The 24,601-nt window shown below is 39.2% G+C and carries 23 protein-coding genes; 17 read left to right on the top strand and 6 right to left on the bottom strand.

Annotated elements, in window-relative coordinates:
* Positions 1-31: 31 nt before the first annotated feature.
* Complete coding sequence (gene cadR / locus F4V57_RS06285; protein ID WP_070069730.1) at positions 32-421, top strand: Cd(II)/Pb(II)-responsive transcriptional regulator; 390 nt, start codon at positions 32-34, stop codon at positions 419-421.
* 46 nt (positions 422-467) lie between these two features.
* On the opposite strand, the gene ybeY is transcribed toward cadR, so the two are convergent.
* Genes ybeY through miaB form a run of 3 tightly spaced genes read right to left on the bottom strand, consistent with a single transcriptional unit; the run spans position 468 to position 3,553 of the window.
* The gene (ybeY, locus tag F4V57_RS06280) at positions 468-950 is read right to left on the bottom strand and encodes an rRNA maturation RNase YbeY (RefSeq protein ID WP_070069731.1); all 483 of its coding nucleotides are present in this window, start codon (positions 948-950) and stop codon (positions 468-470) included.
* 11 nt (positions 951-961) lie between these two features.
* On the bottom strand, positions 962-2,056 hold the full coding sequence (locus F4V57_RS06275; RefSeq protein WP_070069732.1) for a PhoH family protein: 1,095 nt from the start codon (positions 2,054-2,056) through the stop codon (positions 962-964).
* A gap of 39 nt (positions 2,057-2,095) precedes the next feature.
* Positions 2,096-3,553: a tRNA (N6-isopentenyl adenosine(37)-C2)-methylthiotransferase MiaB gene (miaB, locus tag F4V57_RS06270; protein WP_070069733.1), complete on the bottom strand. Its 1,458-nt coding sequence runs from the start codon at positions 3,551-3,553 to the stop codon at positions 2,096-2,098.
* Positions 3,554-3,883: 330 nt separating this feature from the next.
* Here miaB and F4V57_RS06265 point away from each other — a divergent pair, with 330 nt between their 5' ends.
* The 3 genes from F4V57_RS06265 (at position 3,884) to F4V57_RS06255 (ending at position 7,716) form a co-directional block, all read left to right on the top strand.
* Positions 3,884-5,776 carry a lytic transglycosylase domain-containing protein gene (locus F4V57_RS06265; RefSeq protein WP_141729225.1) on the top strand — a complete coding sequence of 631 codons (1,893 nt, stop codon included), beginning with the start codon at positions 3,884-3,886 and terminating at the stop codon, positions 5,774-5,776.
* A gap of 27 nt (positions 5,777-5,803) precedes the next feature.
* Entirely contained in the window at positions 5,804-6,451 is a 648-nt protein-coding gene (locus tag F4V57_RS06260; protein ID WP_070069735.1) for a ribonuclease T2 family protein, read from the top strand.
* Positions 6,452-6,729: 278 nt separating this feature from the next.
* Positions 6,730-7,716 carry a malate dehydrogenase gene (locus tag F4V57_RS06255; RefSeq protein WP_070069736.1) on the top strand — a complete coding sequence of 329 codons (987 nt, stop codon included), beginning with the start codon at positions 6,730-6,732 and terminating at the stop codon, positions 7,714-7,716.
* Between the two features lie 66 nt (positions 7,717-7,782).
* On the opposite strand, the gene rdgB is transcribed toward F4V57_RS06255, so the two are convergent.
* Positions 7,783-8,403 (bottom strand): RdgB/HAM1 family non-canonical purine NTP pyrophosphatase, encoded by a 621-nt coding sequence (rdgB, locus tag F4V57_RS06250; protein WP_070069737.1) that lies wholly within the window; start codon positions 8,401-8,403, stop codon positions 7,783-7,785.
* 271 nt (positions 8,404-8,674) lie between these two features.
* Between rdgB and F4V57_RS06245 the strand changes: the two genes are divergently transcribed.
* Positions 8,675-8,923: a hypothetical protein gene (locus F4V57_RS06245; RefSeq protein WP_070069738.1), complete on the top strand. Its 249-nt coding sequence runs from the start codon at positions 8,675-8,677 to the stop codon at positions 8,921-8,923.
* 64 nt (positions 8,924-8,987) lie between these two features.
* Here F4V57_RS06245 and F4V57_RS06240 read toward each other — a convergent pair whose 3' ends face one another.
* Positions 8,988-9,530, bottom strand: coding sequence for a GNAT family N-acetyltransferase (locus F4V57_RS06240; RefSeq protein WP_171257534.1), 543 nt, complete (start codon positions 9,528-9,530; stop codon positions 8,988-8,990).
* Positions 9,531-9,824: 294 nt separating this feature from the next.
* Here F4V57_RS06240 and F4V57_RS06235 point away from each other — a divergent pair, with 294 nt between their 5' ends.
* The 9 genes from F4V57_RS06235 to F4V57_RS06195 all read left to right on the top strand — a co-directional run bounded on the left by F4V57_RS06235 (position 9,825) and on the right by F4V57_RS06195 (position 18,823).
* A complete protein-coding gene (locus F4V57_RS06235; protein ID WP_227515683.1) occupies positions 9,825-10,853 on the top strand; it encodes an ABC transporter substrate-binding protein in 1,029 nt (342 codons plus the stop codon).
* A 14-nt stretch (positions 10,854-10,867) separates the two neighbouring features.
* The gene (locus F4V57_RS06230; RefSeq protein WP_070069739.1) at positions 10,868-11,884 is read left to right on the top strand and encodes a FecCD family ABC transporter permease; all 1,017 of its coding nucleotides are present in this window, start codon (positions 10,868-10,870) and stop codon (positions 11,882-11,884) included.
* 5 nt (positions 11,885-11,889) lie between these two features.
* Positions 11,890-12,654 (top strand): ABC transporter ATP-binding protein, encoded by a 765-nt coding sequence (locus F4V57_RS06225; protein ID WP_070069740.1) that lies wholly within the window; start codon positions 11,890-11,892, stop codon positions 12,652-12,654.
* Between the two features lie 109 nt (positions 12,655-12,763).
* Positions 12,764-14,356: a peptide chain release factor 3 gene (locus F4V57_RS06220; RefSeq protein ID WP_070069741.1), complete on the top strand. Its 1,593-nt coding sequence runs from the start codon at positions 12,764-12,766 to the stop codon at positions 14,354-14,356.
* 38 nt (positions 14,357-14,394) lie between these two features.
* Positions 14,395-15,219, top strand: coding sequence for a hypothetical protein (locus F4V57_RS06215; protein ID WP_070069742.1), 825 nt, complete (start codon positions 14,395-14,397; stop codon positions 15,217-15,219).
* A 146-nt stretch (positions 15,220-15,365) separates the two neighbouring features.
* A complete protein-coding gene (locus F4V57_RS06210) occupies positions 15,366-16,337 on the top strand; it encodes an RsiV family protein (RefSeq protein WP_171257535.1) in 972 nt (323 codons plus the stop codon).
* A 4-nt stretch (positions 16,338-16,341) separates the two neighbouring features.
* The gene (locus F4V57_RS06205; protein ID WP_070069744.1) at positions 16,342-17,163 is read left to right on the top strand and encodes a TatD family hydrolase; all 822 of its coding nucleotides are present in this window, start codon (positions 16,342-16,344) and stop codon (positions 17,161-17,163) included.
* Between the two features lie 96 nt (positions 17,164-17,259).
* Entirely contained in the window at positions 17,260-17,961 is a 702-nt protein-coding gene (locus F4V57_RS06200; protein ID WP_070069753.1) for a transglutaminase-like domain-containing protein, read from the top strand.
* Between the two features lie 76 nt (positions 17,962-18,037).
* Positions 18,038-18,823, top strand: coding sequence for a tRNA threonylcarbamoyladenosine dehydratase (locus F4V57_RS06195; protein WP_070069745.1), 786 nt, complete (start codon positions 18,038-18,040; stop codon positions 18,821-18,823).
* 37 nt (positions 18,824-18,860) lie between these two features.
* On the opposite strand, the gene F4V57_RS06190 is transcribed toward F4V57_RS06195, so the two are convergent.
* A complete protein-coding gene (locus F4V57_RS06190) occupies positions 18,861-19,502 on the bottom strand; it encodes a peroxiredoxin (protein WP_070069746.1) in 642 nt (213 codons plus the stop codon).
* A gap of 283 nt (positions 19,503-19,785) precedes the next feature.
* Here F4V57_RS06190 and secA point away from each other — a divergent pair, with 283 nt between their 5' ends.
* The 3 genes from secA (at position 19,786) to argJ (ending at position 24,434) form a co-directional block, all read left to right on the top strand.
* Entirely contained in the window at positions 19,786-22,527 is a 2,742-nt protein-coding gene (gene secA, locus F4V57_RS06185; protein ID WP_070069747.1) for a preprotein translocase subunit SecA, read from the top strand.
* A 99-nt stretch (positions 22,528-22,626) separates the two neighbouring features.
* Positions 22,627-23,001 carry a hypothetical protein gene (locus F4V57_RS06180; protein WP_070069748.1) on the top strand — a complete coding sequence of 125 codons (375 nt, stop codon included), beginning with the start codon at positions 22,627-22,629 and terminating at the stop codon, positions 22,999-23,001.
* Between the two features lie 212 nt (positions 23,002-23,213).
* Positions 23,214-24,434, top strand: a complete 1,221-nt coding sequence (gene argJ, locus F4V57_RS06175; RefSeq protein ID WP_070069749.1) for a bifunctional glutamate N-acetyltransferase/amino-acid acetyltransferase ArgJ — start codon at positions 23,214-23,216, stop codon at positions 24,432-24,434.
* Positions 24,435-24,601 lie beyond the last annotated feature (167 nt).

Raw genomic sequence — 24,601 nt, 5'->3', positions numbered from 1 at the left:
AGAGTCAAGTGTTTTAATCAGGTTTAAGAATGTGCTAAAAATAGGTGAGTTGGCAAAGTTAACCAATTGTTCCGTATTAACTATACGGTTTTATGAAAAGCAGGGTTTGATTCAGATTCCGGATAGAACCCAGTCGAATTATAGGCTTTATAAACAAAGTGATGTAGATCGCATTAAGTTTATTTTAAATTGTCGTTCATTGAATATGAGTTTAAATGAAATTAAACAATTACTGACCTATCAGGATCAACCGGATATGAATTGCTCTAAAGTCAATCATTTGGTTGATAAACATATCCAAAATATTTATCAACATATAGAACAACAAAAATATTTGATAGAACAGTTAATACAGTTAAGAAAAAGCTGCGATGGAATGTGTAGTATGGAAAAATGCGGTGTGATAAAACAGTTGTCTTGATGAGGCAACTGAATTTATTGGGTATGATGTGTATTTTATACCTGAGCTAAACACGTTCATCATAGGGATTATCCAGCCCTAATTTCGCTAGAATTTCTATTTCCAGTGTTTCCATTTCTTCAGCTTCAGTTTCACCTAATTCATGATCATAACCGATCAAATGTAATACCCCATGAACCAATAGATGCGTAAAGTGATCATGTGGATTTTTATTTTGCTGTTGTGATTCAGTAAGCACGACAGGAATGCAGATGACCAGATCACCCAGTGGCCGGGCATCAAGCATTGGTAAAATATCTTCAGGAATATCAGAAGGAAAGGATAAAACGTTAGTTGGTTTATCCTTACCACGATATTGCAGGTTAAGCTGGTGACTTTCGTTTAGATCGACACAGGCAATACCAAGTTCACAATGATCATCAATGTTGATATGGTGTAAAGTCGTTTTAATGACTTTTTTTAATTCACCACGTTTAAGTTTGAGTTGTGGTACCTGAAAATCCTGTTGTAGGGATAAACTAATTTTCACCGAAAAACCTTTTATTCTGAATCATCTTGATGTTGAGCATCGGCTGCCTGATTATGTGCAGACATTAATGCTTGTTGTTGTGCCTTGCGTTCAGCACGTTTTTCAGCACTGATCCTTTGATTTTCATCATCAAAGACTTCATAAGCTTCGACAATTTTTTGTACCAACTGATGGCGAACTACATCACGGGAATGGAATCGGGTAATGTGAATTTCCTTGATTGGTTCAAGAACACGTAATGCCTGTGCTAAACCGGATTGCTGTCCACGTGGTAGATCGACCTGTGTAATATCACCAGTAATCACGGCACGGGAACCAAAACCTAAACGGGTCAAGAACATTTTCATCTGTTCAGGCGTGGTATTTTGGGCTTCATCCAGAATGACAAAGGAGTGATTAAGTGTACGGCCACGCATATAGGCCAGTGGTGCAACTTCAATAATTTGTCGTTCAATCAGTTTTGCCACTTTTTCAAAACCCAGCATTTCATACAATGCATCATAGAGTGGGCGCAAATACGGATCAATTTTCTGGGTAAGATCACCGGGTAGAAAACCCAGTTTTTCACCAGCTTCTACTGCCGGACGTACCAGTAAAATTCGTTGAATTTCATTGCGCTCCAGCATGTCTACGGCAGCAGCCACTGCAAGATAAGTTTTTCCTGTTCCAGCAGGGCCGATACCAAAAGAAATATCACTTTGTAAGATGCGTTGTACATAACGGCGTTGATTGGCACCACGTGGATTGATGCGTCCTTTACGGGTTTGCAGATACACATCTATTGGTGCTTCAGCAGCATCCTGTAAATCTTGTTCCGGAGCAATTTCCCGATCAGTTTGGCTACTTTGAATGATCAGATGAAGTTGATCGGCAGTCACTTGATGCGCATCTTCAGATTCTTCAAATAATCGCTGTAAAATGGCTTCGGTACGTTCGACCTGAGCCATGTCACCTTCGACAAAGAAGCTGTCACCGCGCTGGGAAATTGTTGTTTGCAATCGTTGTTCGATCTGGCGTATGTGGGTGTTATATGCACCCAGCATACTTTTTAATTGTTCTACCGGGATGCCCGCAAATTGTACAGTACGACGAATTGTTGCAGTCAAGACGAATCCTTTTTGAGGTGATTGGCGTATGCCTATACATTACGCCACGTCAGGTTCAAGATTCAAGAGTTCACCATAAACTAAATTTAAAGTTTTAATTTCAGTGACCTCAATTTCTGCAAAACGACCAACCCATTCAGGGTTACCAACAAAACTGACCAGACGGGTATTATCTGCTGTGCCAATTAGATAGTCAGGATTTTGATCAGAAATTTTTTCAATCAATACGCGATGGACTTGTCCTAGCATGGCATCTGTTTTTTCAATGCTGGATTGCTTGATGATTTTTTGCACCTGAGCCAGCCGGTCTTTTTTCACTTGATCTGGTGTATCATCGGCAAGTTCAGCCGCAGGTGTACCCGGACGTTTTGAATAAACAAAACTGTAGGAATGATCAAAATCCAGATCCTGAATAAATTGCAGGGTTTCCTGAAAATTCTGGTCAGTTTCGCCAGGAAAGCCGATGATAAAATCACTGGAAAGATGCATATCCGGACGAACTTTACGCAGTCTGGCGATTTTGTCAATGTATACATCAATGGTGTGATTTCGTTTCATGGCTTTAAGTACATCATTGCAGCCGCTTTGTACTGGTAAATGCAAGTGTGAAACCATTTGCGGCAGATCACGATAACATTCAATTAATTCATCGGAAAATTCCAGTGGGTGTGACGTGGTATAACGAATACGGCCAATACCCGGAATTTCAGCCACCAGACGTAGTAATTCGGCAAAGGTGCAAATACTACCTTCAAATGTTTCACCCCGATAACCATTGACATTCTGGCCAAGTAAGCTGACTTCACGCACACCTTTTTCTGCCAGCGTGGCAATTTCTGCCAGAACATCATCCAATGGGCGAGAAACTTCTTCTCCACGGGTATAAGGTACAACACAGAAAGAACAGTATTTGGAGCAACCTTCCATAATGGAAACAAAGGCTTTGTGGCCTTCGACACGAGGTTCTGGTAAATAGTCAAATTTTTCGATGTCAGGAAAGGAAATATCGACTAACTTGATTTTTTGATGTTTTGGTTTTGCAGTTTGCTCATGATGTTGATCCAGCATTTGTGGTAAACGGTGCAGGGTCTGTGGTCCAAAAACCATATCAACGTATGGGGCACGTTTCTGGATGGTGTCTCCTTCCTGAGAGGCAACACAACCGCCTACACCAATGACCAATTCAGGATTTTGTTCTTTAAGCTTACGCCAGCGTCCGAGTTCGCTAAACACTTTTTCCTGTGCTTTTTCACGAATGGAACAGGTATTCATTAATAAAATATCAGCATCTTTGGGATCCGTGGTCAATACATAACCATGTGAGTCACCCAGAAGATCTGCCATACGATGACTGTCATACTCATTCATCTGACAGCCTTGCGTTTCGATATACAGTTTTTTAACTGCCTTATCGGTTGGTACAGGCATGTGCGATGGCTGGGTAACAGTGTTTTCTGTGGCAGCTTTAGCAGTGGGGATGAAGGTTTGAACCGTCATGTAGGCTCCTGAGCAATGTTGCTAAGTGGCAAGGGGAAAATAAAAGTCGCATATTTTAGCATTTTATCGCTTTATTCAGGCAATAAAAATTGCAAAAATAGCGAAGTGTTATGGATTTGACTTGGATTTTACATAACACTACATAAAAAAAAATATAAGCTGTTTAAAATGCACATCATTCTCAAAAATCTTTATTAGAATTTCATACGGTTATTTGGTTTAAGGACACTGCGCATGTTGCCCATCAGGCTCCATATCGTACAGCAAAAGTTCAAACGGACAACATCGTTGCGTTTTTCAGTCAAGGCCCTGATTCTGGTTTGTAGTCAGATGGGGATCGCGCAATATGGTTTTACTGCGGATGAAGTATTTAATGATGCTTATCGTGTCAGTAGTGGTGGTAATGCGGCATTGATGGATCAGTATAAATACAATATGCAAGATAGCGTATTACAATATTATCCAGATTACTGGAAGTTAAATGCCAATCTGGAATACCAGCCAGCAGCCAATATCATTGCATTTGATCGTACTTATCCTAACTCGGCAATGGCCGAAAAATTATCTGCCGATTATATCGAAGCTAAGGTCAAATCAGGTGATTTTGCTAGCGCTAAACAGGTTTTATCCTATGTCAGTAATCCAGATCAGGAAGAAAATTGCGCTATTGGTCAGGTTCGGGCAAATACAGGGGATAGTCTTGCAATTGCGGAATATAAGGATGATGTCTGGTTAAAGACTGATACACAGCCAGATTCTTGTACAGGATTGGCTCGACAGATGATGAGCAGTCCATTGATTTCTCAGCAAGATAAAGAACAACGCTTATTTGCCTTGTTACGTTCGGGTCAGACAGGACAGGCCTTTTCGACCGCAGCTGCCATCGGTATGCCATTATCATTAACTCAACTCAACAGTATTCAGGCGAATCCACAGGCATATTTATGGAATGCACCTAAAAGCACTTCTCAGGATTATGCCTATTTGATTTTTGCGCTGGGACGATTGGCCAGTACTAATCTGAATGCTGCAATTTCTGTAATGGATACTACTGCGCAGGGCGTACCTGATTCGGTACAGAAATATTTATACCGCACAGTTGCATATATCGGCGGAACCAATGTATTAAAAAATGATTTTAATGCAGTGTTACCGCAATTATTTGATAAAAGTTATGGTTATCCCTTTAGCCCAGAAGAAGCTGAAATTTATGCACGACAATCGATCCGGTTTAGTCAGTGGGAAAGTTTGATTCGTGCGATTAATAGCATGTCAATGAAACAGCAGCAGGAAGATCGTTGGCAGTATTGGTTAGCAAGGGCACTTGAACAGCGTGGCGATAATAGTAGTAAGCGTACCGCACAATCAATGTATAAAAAACTTGCTGAATCAGATGATTATCATGGTCTATTGGCAAGAACCCGTTTAAAGGAAGGTTATTCTGAATTTCCAAAAAACTATCAGCCAACGGGTCAGGATTTTGCACGTTTAAGTCAGGATATACATTTTCGCAGAGCATTTGCTTTATACAATATTAGTGCGCCAGCAAACTATACCAATCGTGAATGGAATTGGGCAGTACGTCAGGCTTATCTGAAAAAAGATGATGGACTAATTCTGGCTGCGGCAAAACGTGCAATGGATATGGGTTGGTATGATCGTGCTATTTATGCTGCGGATCGTACAGTATCCAAACATAATTATGAGTTACGTTATCCGACACCTTACAAAAATTATGTGGTATCGCATAGTCAGTCTGCCAATATTAATCCGGCATGGGCCTATGGTCTGATGCGTCAGGAAAGTCGTTTTAATACCACAGCACGTTCAGGTGTAGGAGCGGGTGGCTTAATGCAGGTCATGCCGGGAACTGCTCAATTAATTGCTCGACAATTGGGAGAGCGCTATAGCTCGGCAGCATTAAGTAATATCAATACCAATGTAAGATATGGGACGTATTATCTTGGAATGATTCAAGGACAACTTAGTGGACACCCTGTTCTGGCAACAGCAGGATACAACGCTGGCCCGAATCGTGCAAAACGTTGGCAACCGGCAGGTCGCCAAATAGAGGCTGATCAGTATACTGAGTCGATTCCAATTCTGGAAACCAGAGATTATGTCAAGCATGTACTGACTAATGCAGTACATTATGGTGTGGTTCTGGGACAGGGATCACAGGCAATTCATCGGTTTATGTATGCGGTTCCACAACAATATTAGGCGGACTCTGTTTAGGTGTAGTAATTCATGATGCAGAAACTTTGGCTAATCCCACTGCTAAAAAGCTTACCATTCGCCGTATTATTCGTTTTGAGTATACGGCATGTCTATGCTGCGCCAACTGGTTTTGTTCTGCAAATTAACCTTACACCTGCCATTTGTAAAATAGATGCATCACAAAAACGTAGCCGTCAGTGTCTGGAAGGTTATGCCTTAACGGTATCCGGACTTATGCCTGAAGGTGTCAATAGCAGGTCATGTGCAACATCTAGTACAGCAGTATTATCTCCGGTACAAAAACGTCTGTTAATGCGCATTATGCCCGATGAAAATACACAGGCCCGATTGTGGCGTTCTGTGGGTGGATGTGTTTCCATGAACGCAACACAATATTTCCGTTTAATGGTCAATCTAGCAGATAAACTCAATATGCCTGCCGAAGTGACAACTCCAACCAGTATTTCCGTAAATCGGGATCATTTAAAACAGCGCTTTGTACAATTAAACTCAGGTTTATCGCCTGCTGCAATTCAATTGGCCTGTAATAATAGTCAGGGAAGTAGTTTGCTGACCAGAATACAGGTTTGTTATCAAAGCAATGGTCGTTATCAAGCCTGTCATATTGAACAAGTACAAACTTGTGCAAACCAGATGACCATTCAGGGTTCATACTAGTTTGATATGGTATGTCTGGCACCATGTGCTGGAAATAGCTTTATTTATCCTATTGTTAGTTCTATTTATTTTTTTCTTGCATGACTTTTTTAATTTTAACGTTGTTTTGAATTTTATCTCTAGAAAAAAACTTTCTTCGACTTTTGTTGCAAATCATTGTCTTTTAGATGCAAGCTGCATTTGAATGGAGTACAATCTTTGCCGTTTATATAAAAACAGATTAAGACAGCAAAAAATCTTAATCAGTGTGGACGAAACTCTCAATTGGAGATAATTACATGAAGCAACCCGTTCGTGTTGCCGTTACAGGCGCTGCTGGTCAAATTGGTTATAGCTTATTATTCCGTATTGCAAGCGGCGAAATGCTAGGGAAGGATCAACCAGTTATTTTACAATTGCTTGAAATTCCAGTTGAGAAAGCTCAACAAGCGCTTAAAGGCGTTATTATGGAATTAGATGATTGCGCATTCCCATTACTTGCTGATGTGATCGGTACAGATGATCCGAATGTTGCATTCAAAGATGCTGATTACGCATTATTAGTTGGTGCGCGTCCACGTGGGCCAGGTATGGAACGTGCTGACCTACTACAAGAAAATGCAAAAATCTTTACAGTACAAGGTAAAGCATTAAATGATGTTGCTAGCCGTGATGTCAAAGTATTGGTTGTAGGTAACCCAGCGAATACCAATGCATATATCGCAATGAAATCTGCACCAGATCTTCCAGCGAAAAACTTCACTGCAATGTTACGTCTGGATCATAACCGTGCATTGACACAGATCGCTAAAAAAACAGGTAAAGCTGTTAAAGATATTAAGAAATTAACTGTATGGGGTAACCACTCTCCTACAATGTATGCAGACTATCGTTTTGCAACGATTAATGGCGAAAATGTAAAAGACTTGATCAATGATCAGGAATGGAACAGAAATGTATTTCTGCCAACTGTGGGTAAACGTGGTGCAGCAATTATTGAAGCACGTGGTTTATCAAGTGCAGCATCTGCGGCAAATGCAGCGATTGATCACATGCGTGATTGGGCGTTGGGTACCAATGGCGAATGGGTAACAATGGGTATCCCATCTGATGGTTCTTATGGTATTCCAGAAGGCATTATTTTCGGTTTCCCTGTAACCACAGAAAATGGTGAATACAAACGTGTAGAAGGTTTGGGAATTGATGAATTTAGCCGTGAACATATCAATATCACACTAAATGAATTAGAAGAAGAACGTGCTGCAATTGATCATTTATTCAAATAATTTTTGAAAATAAGTGACAAAAAACACCGTAATTCAGTTACGGTGTTTTTTCATCAATGATTAAAATTATAATAAATTACGAAATTTTTGCATGGCTTGACCACGATGGCTGATTTTATTTTTTTCCTGTTTAGGTAGTTCCGCACTAGAACAAGATAAATCCGCTAACCAGAATAATGGATCATAGCCAAAACCATGCTCACCACGCGCCTGCTCTAAAATTTCACCTTCCCAGATGCCCTCACAAATTATAGGTAAAGGATCTTCTGCATGGCGTACCAGAGCTAATACGCAAACAAACATCGCTTTGATGGGTTGCTCTGATTGTCGATATGGCTGTAAATCCTGTAATAGTTTTGCATTATTTGCATTATCGTCGCCATGTTCACCTGCATATCGGGCAGAATAAATGCCTGGCGCACCATTTAGTATGGGTACAACGAGGCCGGAATCATCCGCAATAGCAGGTCGACCAGAAAGTTTGGCTGCGTGACGCGCCTTGATAATTGCATTTTCAACAAAACTTAATCCATCTTCAATAGCGTCTTCAATATGCAGTTGTCCCTGCGGAATAATTGTCGTATTTAAATTCAACTCTGAGAAAAGTAACTCGAACTCAGCAATTTTTCCTTTATTGTTGCTTGCTAATACCAATTCCGAGTCTAGGCAGAAGGTTGAATTTGCCATTTTTATGTTCCTTTTGTCTGAAATAACCTTAGTAAAACGATTTTACAAAAAGAAGTAAAGGCTTTGCAAAAGCACAATATTGTTAATTTGTTGATTTTTCTCATGGAAGCAGATATAGAAATGTCTTGAAACAGTATGATGAACTATGGGTCTTTACAGCAATGATAAATCAAAATTAGTCTAGAGATTATCGCTTTTAAATGGTTCTTTTATGACTATTGCTGCGATGTATAAATATGACGGACTATGGTAAAAGAAGAGGTAATCTCACATGTCTCTCAACTTCAAAAAAGTGATTAAACACTCTGCGTTTCATCGCATTGAACTACTGGCAAGCCGCTCTTGTGGCTGTTTTAAATGTTTAAAAATTTTCAGTCCTAATGAAGTACACGAATGGTCTGATCAGGGTAAAACCGCAGTTTGCCCTTATTGTAAAACCAATACAGTCATTGGTGATGCCTCAAAATACCCCATTAATAATGACTTTTTAATGACAATGCAGAAAAATCTTGCGTTGTAATTTAAATTTCTTCCAATACAGGGTTCTAACAAATTATTGAGAAAGGTCAAACGGTCATAGGTATTCATATCAATTGATATTGCATATGAATGGTTTGCCACACAGGGTCATGATGATCCTGTGTCATCATTTGGAAATGATGGTATTGCCAGAATTCGACTGCGCCCAGTAAAAATGGATGAGTATGTAAATATAAAGTTTGTACATTTTGCGCAATAGCATGGGTTTTGATGTATTCAACCAAAACGCTGGCAATTCCTGTTCGGCGGTACGCTGGTTCAACATACAAACGTACCACTTCGACCACATTTTTTTCTGGTAAGTTTAAATGACTAAAGCGTTGGTCATAAGCACGAAAGCCGATCACTGCAACGATTTTATGCTGTTGTTTTACACAAATCAGGCAACCTAAAGGATCATCAACATAGACTTGTTGAAAATTAATTAAATCCTGTGGTAATTCATCTTGTTGAATAAAAGGGAATATTTTTTTTCGGCAACTGCCTAGATACTCGACAATTGTGGAAAACTCTGCTTGATGTTGTCGCATCAAACGGTAGATTTGAAAGGTACTGTCGGTTGAGTTACGAATAAGTGTAGAGGTCATGGTATAGAAGAAATCAACAAAGTAACATTTTATGACAACAGCCATTATGCCATAGGACAGTACATAATGGCTGTTGTCATAACTTGGTTTGTATAAAGTTTCGTATAAAAAAATGTTTAATCATTATTTCTCATAATTAAAATACCATTAAGTTCGTATCCATGCTTTTGTGTACTGGGTTAGCGTATATTGAGTTGTTGATCAGCTTAAAAAACAATTGTTGAAATTGATTATTCTGGCAATAATAGCAAATTTGCTTGCGATGGCTGTTATGTTGATTTGGGGAATGTCCTGTTGATCAGAAATTTTTATTTAGCTGCTGTGCTGGTATTGATGGTGTGTAGTTATGGTTGTCAGCCGTCATCCCAGCAACAAGCAACATCAATGGATATGATCACAGTGACAACGTCAGATGGACAGTTGATAAAGCTTCAGCAACCAACGCAGCGAATAGTGTGTTTATTTGAAGCCAGTCTGGATGATTTATATATGCTAGGTGCCGGAAAACAAGTGATTGGCATTCCATCCAAAATTTATACAGCCCCAGATTTATATGCAGCGTATTCTATTCTGGATCAAAGAATTGCTAAAAAACAAATCGTTACACCAAGTCATTGGGAAGCATCTACCAATATTGAAAGTGTTTTGGCATTACAACCGGATTTGGTTATTGTCAGTTCAGGACAGCAAGATTTAATTGAATTACTTCGTCAAATGCATATTGCTGTTTATCCAGTACAATCTGAAAATTTACAACAGACACAACAGGAATTACTAGATTTAGGCAAATTGACGGGTACACAAGATCGTGCAAGACAATTAAATCAGTTTATTGAACGCGAAATTCAGGCAATTCAGCAACAATTAAAACCAGTACAACAACAGCTTCGTGTGTATTATGCATGGTCGGGTGGACGAATATTTTCAACTTCAGGGCGTAATTCGATGCCTAATACCGTCATTCAATTGGCTGGGGCTAAAAATATTGTAGAATCTTCAATTGATCAACCCAGTGTCAATCCTGAAAGATTGCTGATCTGGGATCCGGACATCATCTTACTTTGGAATTCTGATCCGCAAATATTGTTGAAACGCCCAGAATTACAAACTTTAAAAGCTGTTCGTGACAAAAAAGTCTTTACACTAAGTCCGGGATTTTTATTTAATCCACATACGCCTAAAATTTTGCTGGCTGCCAATCAATTGCATCATTGGATTTATCCTGATCCGTCAGATGCATATCGTGCAACGCAAGATAAATATAGGATTCTTACGATGTTTTATGGTGCGACAGCAGCCAACCAACTTATGCAGCTTCATTAAGGCGCACTGTTTCTATGCAGCGATTTCATTTAACGTTGATTTATGTTCTTCCTGTTCCTTTGCTATTTTTTTCGTTGTTGCTTGGCCCGGCCGAGCAATTTTCTATGCAGGATTTTATCTGGGCCATCTGGGCATGGATCAATCCTCCGCATAATCTAACAGCAGAAATGTATAATCAAATATTGATTATGCAAAATATTATCTTGAATGTGCGTATGCCAAGAGTCTTGTTGACTTTTTTGGTTGGGGCTGCGTTAGCATCATCAGGCAATACCTTACAGGCATTGTTTCGTAATCCATTGGTGGATTCATACGTATTGGGAATTTCATCGGGTGCAGCATTAGGTGCAGCATTGGCATTGGTCACGCATTGGCTGCCTGTACAGATCTCGGCATTTTTATTTGGCATATTAGCTGTGTGCATGACCTATGGTTTTGCTCAGCAACGCTATGAAAAAAGTTCTGTTGTGGTGATTTTGTTATCCGGCATGATTATTTCAGGATTGTTTATTGCCGGTTTAAGCATTGTGCAATATCTAAGTGATCCGTATAAGTTACAGGCCATTGTACAGTGGACTATGGGCAACTTACATCAGGCGACTTGGATAAAAGTACAGCAAGCCTGTATTCCGATCATTTTGTCTTTATTCATCATGTATATACTAAGATGGCGCATGAATTTGTTGGCTTTGGGACAATTGGAAGCACAGGCAGTTGGTGTTGATCCAAGAAAAGATCAGTTTTTATTAATTTTTGCTGTGACACTTGCCACATCGTCTTCTGTTGCGGTTGCTGGCATTATTAGTTTGTATGGACTGTTTTTACCTCATATCGTGCGTATGATGATTGGGCCGGACAATGTTAAAACTGTACCGGCCAATATCTGTTTAGGTGGAAGTTTTTTATTGCTGATTGATAATATTTCCCGATCTTTTTCTAGCTTTGAAATTCCAATTGGTATTTTTACCATGTTACTTGGTGCGCCTTTATTTTTATATTTAATCCGCCGTTACAAGATGAATTGGGGATAGTCATCATGAGTCAGATTTTCGTTCGAAAGTTAAGCTTCAGTTATGGACAACGTATAATTCTTGATGATGTTAATCTGTGTTTTGCATCGCAACGTTTTTCTGTTTTATTGGGGCGAAATGGTAGTGGAAAATCAACTTTATTTAATTTGCTGGCAGGCATTTATCCCTTACAGTCCGGACAAATTTCTTTTGATCAAGTTGAACTAACAAAATTAAAATCCAGACAGCGGGCACAGCAGATGGGTTTTTTGGCGCAAAGTCATCAGAGTATTTTTAATTTTAATGTGCTGGATGTGGTGATGACTGGGCGTGCTGCTTTTTCAGGTTTTTCACCAACTATACAGGACAAAGTTACAGCTCATCAGGCATTGGCAACATTGGAAATTCAGCATCTGGCGCATCGTGATTACACCACATTGTCGGGTGGGGAACGGCAACTGGTACTCATTGCCCGTATTTTGACCCAAAATCCTAAGGTGATTTTACTTGATGAACCCACCAATCATCTGGATGTTTACTATCAGAATTTTTTGATGGCAAAGCTACAGGCATTATCCAGACAAGGGTATACCATTGTTGCCATTATGCATGATCCTAATCTGGCATTTTTATATGCTGATGAGTTTTTCTTTATGCATCAACAGTCTGTCATCTCACAACCTGCTAAACAGCATGATGCTATTGATACGAATTTCCTCGCACAAATTTATGGTCTGGAGTTTCAGCAAATACGTTATGCAAATCGTGAGATTGTATTGCCGAAACTGTAGTCTATAGATTAGTGTTCAGCATGGAATTCTGCTAGAATTGCGGCAATTTTTATTTCGATCTTGCTCTATTCTAGGGCGGCTAATGCTGTATTTGCAGTAGGTAACTCTCATGACATTGTTAACTGAGCTGAACGCACAAGTGGCGCAGCGTAGAACCTTTGCTATTATTTCCCACCCCGATGCCGGTAAAACCACCATGACTGAAAAGTTACTGTTATGGGGAAAAGCCATTCAGGTGGCAGGTATGGTAAAAAGCCGCAAATCTGATCGTGCGGCAACATCGGACTGGATGGAAATGGAAAAGGAACGTGGAATTTCGATTACCACATCAGTAATGCAATTTCCATATAAAAATCATACCATTAATTTGCTAGATACTCCGGGACATGAAGATTTCTCAGAAGATACTTACCGTACATTAACCGCAGTTGATTCAGCTTTAATGGTGATTGATGGTGCCAAAGGCGTTGAAGAACGTACCATTAAATTAATGGAAGTGTGTCGAATGCGTGACACTCCGATCATTTCATTTGTTAATAAAATGGATCGTGAAATTCGTGAGCCACTTGAATTACTGGATGAAATTGAGAATGTCTTAAAAATCCGTTGTGTACCAATTACTTGGCCTTTGGGTATGGGGCGCGATTTTGCTGGTGTTTACAGTATTCTGGAAAATAAATTATATCTCTATAAGGCTGGATTTGGTTCTACCATTACTGATATAGAAATTCGTGATGGCTATGACTATCCGGATATTCGTGAAAAAGTAGGTGATTTAGCCTTTGCAGCCTTTGAAGAATCTCTGGAATTGGTACAAATGGCGAATGAACCACTGGATCGTGAGCAATTTCTTGCAGGCAAACAGACTCCCGTTTTATTTGGCACGGCACTGGGTAATTTTGCAGTGGATCATGTGCTTGATGCTTTTATTCACTGGGCACCAGAACCAAAGGCACATCCGGCACAAGAACGTGTCGTTGAGGCGACAGAAGAAAAATTTTCAGGATTTATCTTTAAGATTCAGGCAAATATGGATCCGAAACATCGTGACCGTATTGCCTTTATGCGAATTTGCTCAGGTAAATATGAAAAAGGCTTGAAAATGAACCATGTGCGTTTAGGTAAAGACGTGCGTATTTCAGATGCTTTGACTTTTCTGGCTGGTGAGCGTGAACATCTGGAAGAAGCTTGGCCTGGAGATATTATCGGTTTGCATAATCATGGAACCATTCAGATCGGTGATACTTTTACCAGTGGTGAAGACTTACACTTTACTGGTATTCCACATTTTGCACCAGAAATGTTTCGTCGAGTACGTTTACGAGATCCTCTTAAATCCAAGCAATTACAAAAAGGTTTAAAAGAACTTTCCGAAGAAGGCGCAACACAGGTGTTTATGCCGCAAAATAGCAATGATCTGATTGTTGGGGCTGTTGGCGTGTTGCAGTTTGATGTTGTTGCATACCGTTTGAAAGAAGAATACAAAGTGGATTGTATTTATGAACCAGTGAGCATTAACACTGTGCGTTGGGTGTACTGCGATGATGAGAAAAAACTCAATGATTTTCGCAAAAAAGCCCATGACCAATTATCGCTGGATGGTGGTGGTTATTTAACCTATCTTGCACCAAGCCGTGTTAATTTACAATTGATGCAGGAACGCTGGCCAGAAATCCAATTCCGTGCGACGCGGGAGCATTAAGTTGTCTTTGTCCTGATTAATTGGGGAGAGAAATCGTCATGCCATATTGTTTACATTATCGTATTTTTCTCCCTATCGGTATTATGTTGTTTTTATTCACTGCCTGTGATGATGATCAAAATAAAAAACAGCCTGATCAGTTGTTACAGCAACAATCGCAACAACAAGGTTATCCAGTTTTAATTGCGACACCAGAGGCAGCAGATTATTCCTTACCTTTTTGTGAAAAACAATATTGCATTGAGATCGAAATTCAGGCTTTTCATAGTCAGGATCAGTGGTTTAATCAGATTACCAATCAACAAATTGCAGAATTAATTCGTAAACAACTGGGCTTAAAGCAAAAATTAACTTTACAGCAGGCCGTAGATACATTTATTCAACAATCAGATCTTTGGCAACAACAACATCCACAATCCAAACCTTGGTCGTTGTATATTCAATCGAAAGTCCCTATGCAGCATCAGGAAATGACATTGCTGCAACTAGAGTCGCAATATCAGATTGCAGATCAACAGATTCCTGCTGAACATTATTTTTTTATGCTGGATCGAAAACGTCATCAAATATTACGTTTATATGATGTCATTAAGCCGGAAAAACGTATTGAATTTGGACAGTTTATTCAACAATCTTATCAGCAGTGGAAACAAAAGTTGTCTGCAACACAAAGCCAGAATACACCTGCAACTTTGTATTGGGCAAATCAGGATTGGTATGTCGATGAACAAGGAATTGTTATTTACTATAGAGCCTCTGATTTGCAACTGACACAGCAGCGTGTATTGGAAATCAGTTTAACCACTGAACAGGCCAAGCAATGGCTAAACGTTGACATTCTACAACAATTATCTTTATATTGAATTGTAAAGCTATGATAATTTAAGCGTAATAAAAACATTCCTTAACGAAGCTTAAAATAAATCAGTGTTAAGCTATGCCAAGGTACATCGTGTGCCATGTTTTAAGATCGGGTCAAATGATTATGCTGAAATTACTTGGCGATAGTATGAAACTAAGAACTACAGCCGTAATGTTTTGTGTTGTTGTGATATCTATGGCAGGTTGTGAGAAAAAAACAGATGCAATAGCAGAACAAGCACAGGCGTCCAAACCTCAGAATACAGCACCACAAACACCAAAGTTTCAAGCCAGTGTTGAAAATGTGGCGTTGCATCTTCCTGAATGTGAAGGACAAAACTGTCCACAAATTGCAATCCAGCGCTTAAATAGTAATGCGCCAGAATTAAATGAAGCCGTGGATAATTACATTCAGAATTATGTACAAAGTTTGGTACAAGGTTTTGATCTAGATGCAGCATCAACTGATCAGCAATCCAGTGCATCATCGGATTTAAATTCACCAATTATGCACATGAATGAAAAAGAACGTAATAAGACGGGTGTATCTACGGAGCATCAAACGAGCTTGCAACGAGATATCAATAAATTCTTTAAACTTGCTGAAGAAGTGCGAGCGATGGGATCTGCTTCCCAATTAATATTAAATGTTAAACCTGAACTACTGGATAATGATCTGCCGATTGTGGCGATCGTCATTCGTGCCAATAATTATGTGGGAGGAGCACACGGTAGTTCATCTGAGCAATATTTTAATTATGACATTAAAAATAAAGCCATTTTAAATCTGGATGAAGTCATTATTGCTGGCAAACGCAAGGCTTTTAATGATTTGGCATACAATGCCTTCCAGCAATGGATTAAACAGACACAACCTGCCATGAATATCCATGATTATCAAAAACTATGGCCATTTGCCATGTCTGATAATTTTTATTTTGCAAAAGATGGCTTGATTCTACAATATGGTGAGTATGAAATCGGACCGTATGCAGTTGGCCTGCCAAGACTTGTGATTCCATATTCACAATTACAAGGGATTTTAAAAGAAAATTATCTTCCGGAAAGTGTGAAAAGACATCAAACTGCTGCATCCTCTTCTCAGCCTGCCAAATCATGATCCTATGCTACAACTGATTGATACGCATACACATTTTGATGTTGAAGACTTTGATTTAGATCGACAGCAACTGGCAGAACAAGCATATCAATCTGGAGTAAAAGCATTGGTTCTGATTGGATTTATCGCCTCACGGTTTGATAAACTAATCCAATGCAACCAAAAGTTACAGCAATTACAATGTGTTCCAAGAAGTTTGTTGGCTCCCGGATTACATCCTTTTTATATTGAACAACATTTACCAGAACATCTGTTGCAATTAGAACGGATTCTGATCACGCAACCCTGCGTTGCCATTGGAGAGATTGGTCTGGATAGTTTTATTAAAGCACATAAACAACAAAATATCAGACAATTACAGGCGCAATATTTTTCGGCACAACTTGAGTTAGCAACAATTTACCAAAAACCAGTCTTACTTCATATCCGCAAATCTCATGCAGAAACTATTCAATTATTAAAACAGCATCAATTTAAACAAGGTGGTATTGCTCATGCTTTTAGTGGTGGTGTAGAAGAAGCCAAAGCTTTGATCAAACTTGGATTTAAAATTGGTATTACTGGTCAGATTACCAATCCCAATGCAAAACGACTGCATGAGGTGGTTGGACAAATTACACTTGATGATTTGGTTTTGGAAACAGATTGTCCTGATATGACACCCCTTTGCTGTCAAAATTCTACAGAACATCGTACCCGAAATACACCTGGGAATTTACCTTACGTGCTTGCGGGTTTGGCCGAAATCACCCAGCAGGATCAGTATCTGCTAGCGCAAAAATTGTGGTGGAATAGTTTAGAGGCGCTACACTTACAAGCACTTTAAAAGAGCAGTTGGAATTTGAGTAACTGATGACTTGACCTTACTATCGTATCAAGGTTTATAAAATAATTTTAATTTAAATCATTTAGAGAAATAATGATGGAAAATTATCTTAAAGAAACAAGAATCCTTGATTATTCACATGAAACTGTCCAAACATTGTTAGAGCAAAGAGGCTGGAGCAGTCTGGATATTGTGGAAAAAATAAAAGCAATATATAACTTTGTACGGGATGAAATCGCATTTGGTTATAATATTTCAGATGATATTCCTGCCTCGAAAATCCTGAAAGATGGGTACGGACAGTGCAACACCAAAGCGACTTTGCTGATGGCTTTGTTAAGAGTGGTCGGTATACCAAACCGTATTCATGGCTTTACCATTGATAAGGCATTACAAAAAGGAGCGATTACAGGCATTTGCTATAAACTTTCGCCGCAAAACATCTTACATAGCTGGGTTGAGGTTTTGGTGAATGGGCAATGGTATTTTTTAGAAGGTGTGATTGTCGATAAACCTTATCTCTCAAAATTACAGGAGCAATATATTGACTGTAAAACGACTTTTTGTGGTTTTGGGGTCTATACAGATAACTTTGCAAATCCGCCCATCGAATGGAACAACAATAATCCCTTTATTCAGAATAAAGGGATTAATCAGGACTTTGGATTATTTGATACACCTGATGATCTGTATTCAAAGCATCAGCAAAAACTAAATTTTTTCAAGCGTTTGGTATTTAAGAACATCGTTCGACATATTATGAACAGTAATGTGGAGAAGATTAGAAATGGAAATTAATATTGTGATGGATGTGATTTAGTATTACTGATGAACTCAGTTATAATTTGTATATCCTGATTCTCGATATCTACAAATGACAGATTCCAATACTGAAATCCAAAATGATTACACTCGTCGTTTTACCGGTGCCAATAAAATTTATGGTGAAGCAGCTTTTCAGACATTTGAAAAAAGCCATGTGATGGTGATTGGTATTGGCGGTGTAGGTTCATGGGCAGTTGAAGCACTGGCACGTTCGGGTATTGGAAAATTAACGCTTATCGATATGGATGTGATTGTTGCATCCAATGTTAACCGTCAGCTTCCTGCGCTAAGCTCAACATTTGGACATGATAAAATTGAAGTTATGGCACAGCGTTGCCGTGAAATTAATCCTGCAATAAAGATTAATTTGATTGATGATTTTTTAACGCCAGAGAATGTTACGGAATTGCTCGCCAGTGAACCTGATGTAGTTTTGGATTGCATTGATGATGTAAAGGCTAAACTGGCTTTAATTTTACATTGTCGTTTTAATAAAATTCCATTAATTATGTCAGGTGGTGCTGGGGGAAAGTTGGATCCGCTAAAAATTCGTGTCGCAGATTTATCTAAAACAGAACAGGATCCTATGTTGGCAAAATTACGTTCACAATTACGCAATAAAGGAATTTGTAAAAAGCCCAAGGAAAAATTTGGAGTGAGCTGTGTATATTCAGTGGATAATCCATTTTCCAATGTGTCTACTTGCGATAGTCTGAATGGTAATGCTGGTTTGCGTTGTGGTGGATATGGCTCAGCAGTTGTTGTGACCAGTAGTTTTGCCATGATTGCTGTTGCAGAAGTTTTGAAAAAATTATCAATAAAAGCAAAGCCCTAAAAATTTAGGGCTTAGGATGTATTATTTATTGTTTTGATTAATCTTTATTAGGTTGAGGCGTTAAGCGTAAATAAGGTGTAACGGCCTTGTAGCCTTTTGGAAAGCGCTGTTTAATTTCTTCCTCATCTTTAATAGATGGTACAATCACTACATCATCACCATCCTGCCAGTTTGCAGGCGTTGCAACTTTATAGTTATCCGTAAGTTGTAAAGAGTCGATTACACGTAAAATTTCATGGAAATTACGACCTGTAGATGCAGGATAAGTAATGATCAAACGTACTTTTTTATTTGGATCAATAACCACTAATGAACGTACAGTTGTTGTTTCACTAGCATTTGGATGAATAAATCCATAAAGTTCAGAAACTTTAAGATCAGCATCAGCAATAATCGGAAAATTTACAGTTGTATTCTGAGTGCTGTTAATATCGTTAATCCAACCTTTATGTGACTCGGCATCATCTACAGATAATGCGATCGCTTTAACGTTGCGTTTGGTAAACTCATCTTTAAGCTTGGCGGTGTAACCTAATTCAGTGGTACAAACTGGGGTGTAATCAGCAGGATGCGAAAATAAAATTCCCCATTGATCGCCTAAATAATCATAAAAATGGATCAGACCTTCACTTGATTCCTGTTCAAAATCAGGCGCAATATCACCAAGACGTAAACTCATTTTTCTCTCCAGATTGTGTATTGTTGCTATCAATAGCTAAACTATGCGCTAATTTTTATATTATTAAAAATAAAGTTTTTATATTTTATTATGAATAAAAAGAATAAGTGGTTGTTAAAAATAAATCATATTACTTCTAATGTTGTCTAAGCTACCAGTTTCAAGGAAAAAATTGTAGAAAGTAACGGATTACTACTTGTACTTCCAGTTTCTGACCTCATAATATTCGGGTAAAATTTTCCTGTAGAAAATAACGTATTTTTAAATTTAGAGAGTTATATTCATGTTGGCAAGTCTGATCGGAGGAATCTTCGGTACCAAGAATGAGCGTGAGCTCAAAAGAATGCGTAAAATCGTTGATCAAATTAACGCACTTGAACCGTCGATCTCTAGTTTAAGCGATGCAGGCTTAACTGCAAAAACTCAGGAATTTAAAGAACGTTATCAAAAAGGAGACTCTCTGGATAAATTATTACCAGAAGCCTTTGCTGTCTGTCGTGAAGCATCCAAACGTGTTATGGGAATGCGTCACTATGATGTGCAGTTAATTGGTGGTATTACCTTGCATGAAGGTAAAATTGCCGAAATGCGTACAGGTGAGGGTAAGACCCTAATGGGAACACTTGCATGTTATTTAAATGCTTTAAGTGGTCAAGGTGTGCATGTCATTACTGTCAATGATTATTTGGCACAACGTGATGCTGAATTAAACCGTCCTTTATTCGAGTTTTTGGGGTTAAGTGTTGGTACCGTTTATTCAATGCAGATGCCACTAGAAAAAACTCAAGCTTATCAGGCAGATATTACTTACGGTACCAATAATGAATTTGGTTTTGACTATCTGCGTGACAACATGGTCTTTTCCCTTGCTGAGAAAAAACAGCGTGGTTTGCATTACGCGATTATCGATGAGGTGGATTCGATCCTGATTGATGAAGCACGCACACCTTTGATTATTTCAGGACAAAGTGAAGACTCTTCACAACTTTATCAATTAATTAACAATATTCCGGCCAAGTTGTATCCGCAAAAAGAAGAAAAAGTTGTAGATGGCGGGCATTTTTGGGTAGATGAAAAACAGCGCTCAATTGAGATTACCGAAATTGGCTTTGAAATTATTGAAGATGAATTAATTCAAATGGGTTTACTCGCAGAAGGAGAAAGCCTGTATTCAGCCAGTAATTTAAATTTATTGCATCATGCAACCGCAGCTATTCGTGCGCATTATTTATATCAACGTAACGTACATTATATTATTGGCATCAATCCACAAAGCCAGCAACAGGAAATCATCATTGTTGATGAAAATACCGGGCGTACCATGCCTGGTCGTCGCTGGTCAGAAGGCTTGCATCAGGCTGTCGAAGCGAAGGAAGGTCTGGAAGTTCAACCAGAAAACCAGACATTGGCAACCACAACATTCCAGAATTATTTCCGTTTATATCAAAAACTTTCAGGTATGACCGGAACTGCGGACACTGAAGCCGCAGAAATGAAAGAAATTTATGATCTGGATGTGGTGATCATTCCAACCCACCGTCCAATGATTCGTAAAGATTTAAATGATTTGATTTATCTGACACGTGATGGCAAATACAATGCCATTATTCAAGCGATTCAGGAAATTCGTGAGGCGGGTGTTGCACCGATTCTTATTGGTACAGCAACTATTGAAGCCAGTGAAATTTTATCGGAAAAACTACAGCAGGCTGGCATTCATCATGAAGTATTGAATGCTAAACAGCATGAGCGTGAGGCTGATATTATTGCACAAGCCGGTAGTCCGAATTCTGTAACCATTGCAACCAATATGGCAGGCCGTGGTACGGATATTTTGCTTGGTGGTAACTGGCGAGCCAAGCTTGCCAAAATCGAGACACCAACAGCAGAGGATGAAGCACGTCTGGAAGCTGAATGGCGAGATAATAACAAAGCTGTTCTGGATGCAGGTGGTTTACATATCATTGGTTCTGAACGTCATGAATCACGTCGTATTGACAACCAATTACGTGGTCGTGCTGGTCGTCAGGGTGATCCGGGTGTATCACGCTTTTATTTATCCCTTGAAGATGATTTGATGAGAATCTTTGCTGGTGATCGCGTGATTGCCATGATGCGTTCATTAGGACTGACAGAAAATGAAGCGATTGAACATAAAATGGTGTCACGTTCGATTGAAAATGCACAACGTAAAGTTGAATCACGTAACTTTGATATCCGTAAAAACTTGCTGAAATACGATGACGTTAATAACGAACAACGTAAAATTATTTATCGTCAGCGTGATGAAGTTCTATCAGAAGCAACTTTACAGGAAGGCATTGAAGAAATGCACCGTGATGTGGCCAAGGGACTGATTGCCAATTTTGTTCCACCGGAATCTATTCATGATCAATGGGACATTGCAGGACTGGAAAATGCCTTACGAACAGATCTTGGCCTGGAGCTTCCTGTATCAGAGTGGTTGGAAGAAAATCGCCGTTTGGATGAGGAAGGTTTGGTTGAACGTATTACCGATGAAGTATTGGAACGTTACCGTATGCGCCGTGCGCAAATGATCCAGATGGGCAATGATAATGCTGCCATGCTGGAGCGCCATTTCATGTTACAGGCACTGGATAAACACTGGAAAGATCATCTGGCAGCCATGGATTATTTACGTCAAGGTATTCATTTACGTGGATATGCACAAAAAAATCCTGAGCAGGAATACAAAAAAGAAGCCTTTAATTTGTTTGTGAATATGCTTGGTGCGATTAAGTCGGATGTGGTCACTGATTTATCTCAAGTACATATTCCTACTGCTGAAGAATTGGCTGAACTTGAAGCAGAGCAACAGCGTCAAGCAGAAGCCATGCAGTTGTCGTTTGCGCATGATGATGTAGATGGTTTAACTGGCGAAATTACTGAAATTGCAGAATCTGAAGTGTCTGACAGCATGCAGATTGCACCACCAACAAGCCGTAATGCACCTTGTCCTTGTGGTTCAGGGTTAAAGTATAAACAATGTCACGGAAAAATCTGATCGTTACATAAAGTTAGCGTAAGACCAAACCTTTTTATTGTTTAATAGAGATATGTACACCTTATAAACCTTTGCGACATATCAGGGATAATCAAATATATGAAACAACATGCTCGATTAATTATTTTAGGATTAGCAATCAGTGCTCCAACTTTGGCTATGGCTGAACAAGAGCAGGCTAAAAGTATGACTGTACCCGCCGCACAAATAGAAGCCGTTACTGCTGCATCGAATGTTGCTGCAACACAACAAGGCAAAAAAACAGTTTTGATTAGCCCTCGTACCGGAATACGCTATGCGTTTGACAATCCAAATAATCGACCAATTACTTTCAAGACAGAAGTTCTACTGCCTGCAAACTCTCAAACCGTCAGCCGTATTGTTGCCTCTAATCCGGCACTTTCTGTTGAAAGTCAACAACAAGCTGAGCAAACTTTGCTGAATATTGGAAAACCTGCTAATCCGATGCAATAATATTCACAACCACCTGAAAGCCTATTACATCAGTAATGGGCTTTTTCAATGGATAAAATTCATTGAATAAATCATCGCACCACTTTTAATTCATTGTCTTTATAATCAAGCTACTACCCATTCACGGTATTAAGGGGTAATCTATATGTCTACGCAGACAAATGGTATTGCGTTCCAGTAAAATATTATTGATAGATAAAAGGTTTATTCTCATGGCGGTTGGTGACGTAACTTTTCCAAAAATGTGGACAGTGTCTGGTGTAAAAATTGGTACCAGTGAAGCGTATGTACGTTATGCCAATCGACGAGATTTGGTTGTGTTTGAATTTGCGGAAGGTTCAAACGTTGCGGGTGTATTTACCCAGAGTGCATTTGCCGCAGCCCCAGTATTACTCAGTAAAAAGCATCTTGCAGAGAATACGCCGCGTTATTTGATTATTAATACAGGCAATGCCAATGCCGCAACTGGTGAAATTGGTTTACAAAATGCAGAAAAAACTTGTAAAAGATTGGCTGATTTAGGCTATGTCCAAACCAATCAGGTTTTACCTTTTTCTACAGGTGTCATTGGTGAGCAATTACCAATAGAGCGGTTACTCAACGGTATTCAGCCAGCCTTAGAAAATCTAACTGAAGAGGGGTGGGAAGCAGCTGCATACGGTATTATGACTACAGATACTACACCTAAAGGTGCATCTGAACAATTTGAACTGGATGGGGTGACTTATCACATGACTGGCATCAGTAAAGGTGCAGGAATGATTCGCCCAAATATGGCAACCATGTTAAGTTTTGTGGCAACAGATGCTCCGATTGCTCAGGAATTAGTTGACCAATTATTACAAACTACAGTTACTCAGTCATTTAATCGCATCACTATTGATGGTGATACATCAACCAATGACTCCTGTATTTTTATTGCTACAGGTCTGGCTGGAGGAAAAGGCATTGATTCGATTGATGATCCTCGCTATCAAGTGATTCTGGACGTTTTATCCAGAGTTATGTTGCGTCTGGCACAATTGATTGTAAGAGATGGTGAAGGGGCGACCAAATTTATTACCGTTACAGTAGAAGGTGGTGCCAATACGCAAGAATGCTGTGATGTGGCCTACAGTATTGCTGAATCGCCTTTAATTAAAACGGCTCTATTTGCTTCTGACCCAAATTGGGGGCGCATTGTCATGGCAATTGGTAAAGCTGGTGTTGATAATCTTGATAGCAGTAAAGTGCAAGTCTGGTTGGGTGAAGTACAAATTTGTTTAGATGGTGGTGCTAATCCGAATTATACTGAAGCAGCTGGGGCAGCAGTTATGAGTGAAAAAGAAATTCTGATTCGAGTAGATCTGGGACGTGGTGATGCCAAGGATACGGTATATACCTGTGACTTTTCTTATGATTATGTCAAAATCAATGCAGATTATCGATCTTAACTCATTTATAACTCAAAATAACGTGCTTTAACACGTTGTATCTTAAATTCAAAAGATATAGATGGGCACTCAGCGTTCATCTATATTTTAATGGTCTAGAAATTTTTAATTTGAATTTATTATTGAAAATCCTTGTATAAAGTAATACGTGCTATGCTACTCCCATC

It is taken from the genome of Acinetobacter qingfengensis (assembly GCF_008693185.1).
GTDB lineage: Bacteria > Pseudomonadota > Gammaproteobacteria > Pseudomonadales > Moraxellaceae > Acinetobacter > Acinetobacter qingfengensis.
This window is presented reverse-complemented; position numbering and strand designations above follow the sequence as displayed.

Excerpts from the sequence above, each read along its gene's own strand:
- miaB (WP_070069733.1), bottom strand. The coding sequence starts at position 3,553 with ATGACGGTTCAAACCTTCATCCCCACTGCTAAAGCTGCCACAGAAAAC.
- F4V57_RS06265 (WP_141729225.1), top strand. The coding sequence starts at position 3,884 with ATGGGGATCGCGCAATATGGTTTTACTGCGGATGAAGTATTTAATGAT.
- F4V57_RS06260 (WP_070069735.1), top strand. The coding sequence starts at position 5,804 with ATGATGCAGAAACTTTGGCTAATCCCACTGCTAAAAAGCTTACCATTC.
- F4V57_RS06255 (WP_070069736.1), top strand. The coding sequence starts at position 6,730 with ATGAAGCAACCCGTTCGTGTTGCCGTTACAGGCGCTGCTGGTCAAATT.
- rdgB (WP_070069737.1), bottom strand. The coding sequence starts at position 8,403 with ATGGCAAATTCAACCTTCTGCCTAGACTCGGAATTGGTATTAGCAAGC.
- F4V57_RS06245 (WP_070069738.1), top strand. The coding sequence starts at position 8,675 with ATGTCTCTCAACTTCAAAAAAGTGATTAAACACTCTGCGTTTCATCGC.
- F4V57_RS06240 (WP_171257534.1), bottom strand. The coding sequence starts at position 9,530 with ATGACCTCTACACTTATTCGTAACTCAACCGACAGTACCTTTCAAATC.
- F4V57_RS06230 (WP_070069739.1), top strand. The coding sequence starts at position 10,868 with ATGCAGCGATTTCATTTAACGTTGATTTATGTTCTTCCTGTTCCTTTG.
- F4V57_RS06225 (WP_070069740.1), top strand. The coding sequence starts at position 11,890 with ATGAGTCAGATTTTCGTTCGAAAGTTAAGCTTCAGTTATGGACAACGT.
- F4V57_RS06220 (WP_070069741.1), top strand. The coding sequence starts at position 12,764 with ATGACATTGTTAACTGAGCTGAACGCACAAGTGGCGCAGCGTAGAACC.
- F4V57_RS06215 (WP_070069742.1), top strand. The coding sequence starts at position 14,395 with ATGCCATATTGTTTACATTATCGTATTTTTCTCCCTATCGGTATTATG.
- F4V57_RS06210 (WP_171257535.1), top strand. The coding sequence starts at position 15,366 with ATGAAACTAAGAACTACAGCCGTAATGTTTTGTGTTGTTGTGATATCT.
- F4V57_RS06205 (WP_070069744.1), top strand. The coding sequence starts at position 16,342 with ATGCTACAACTGATTGATACGCATACACATTTTGATGTTGAAGACTTT.
- F4V57_RS06200 (WP_070069753.1), top strand. The coding sequence starts at position 17,260 with ATGGAAAATTATCTTAAAGAAACAAGAATCCTTGATTATTCACATGAA.
- F4V57_RS06195 (WP_070069745.1), top strand. The coding sequence starts at position 18,038 with ATGACAGATTCCAATACTGAAATCCAAAATGATTACACTCGTCGTTTT.
- F4V57_RS06190 (WP_070069746.1), bottom strand. The coding sequence starts at position 19,502 with ATGAGTTTACGTCTTGGTGATATTGCGCCTGATTTTGAACAGGAATCA.
- secA (WP_070069747.1), top strand. The coding sequence starts at position 19,786 with ATGTTGGCAAGTCTGATCGGAGGAATCTTCGGTACCAAGAATGAGCGT.
- F4V57_RS06180 (WP_070069748.1), top strand. The coding sequence starts at position 22,627 with ATGAAACAACATGCTCGATTAATTATTTTAGGATTAGCAATCAGTGCT.
- argJ (WP_070069749.1), top strand. The coding sequence starts at position 23,214 with ATGGCGGTTGGTGACGTAACTTTTCCAAAAATGTGGACAGTGTCTGGT.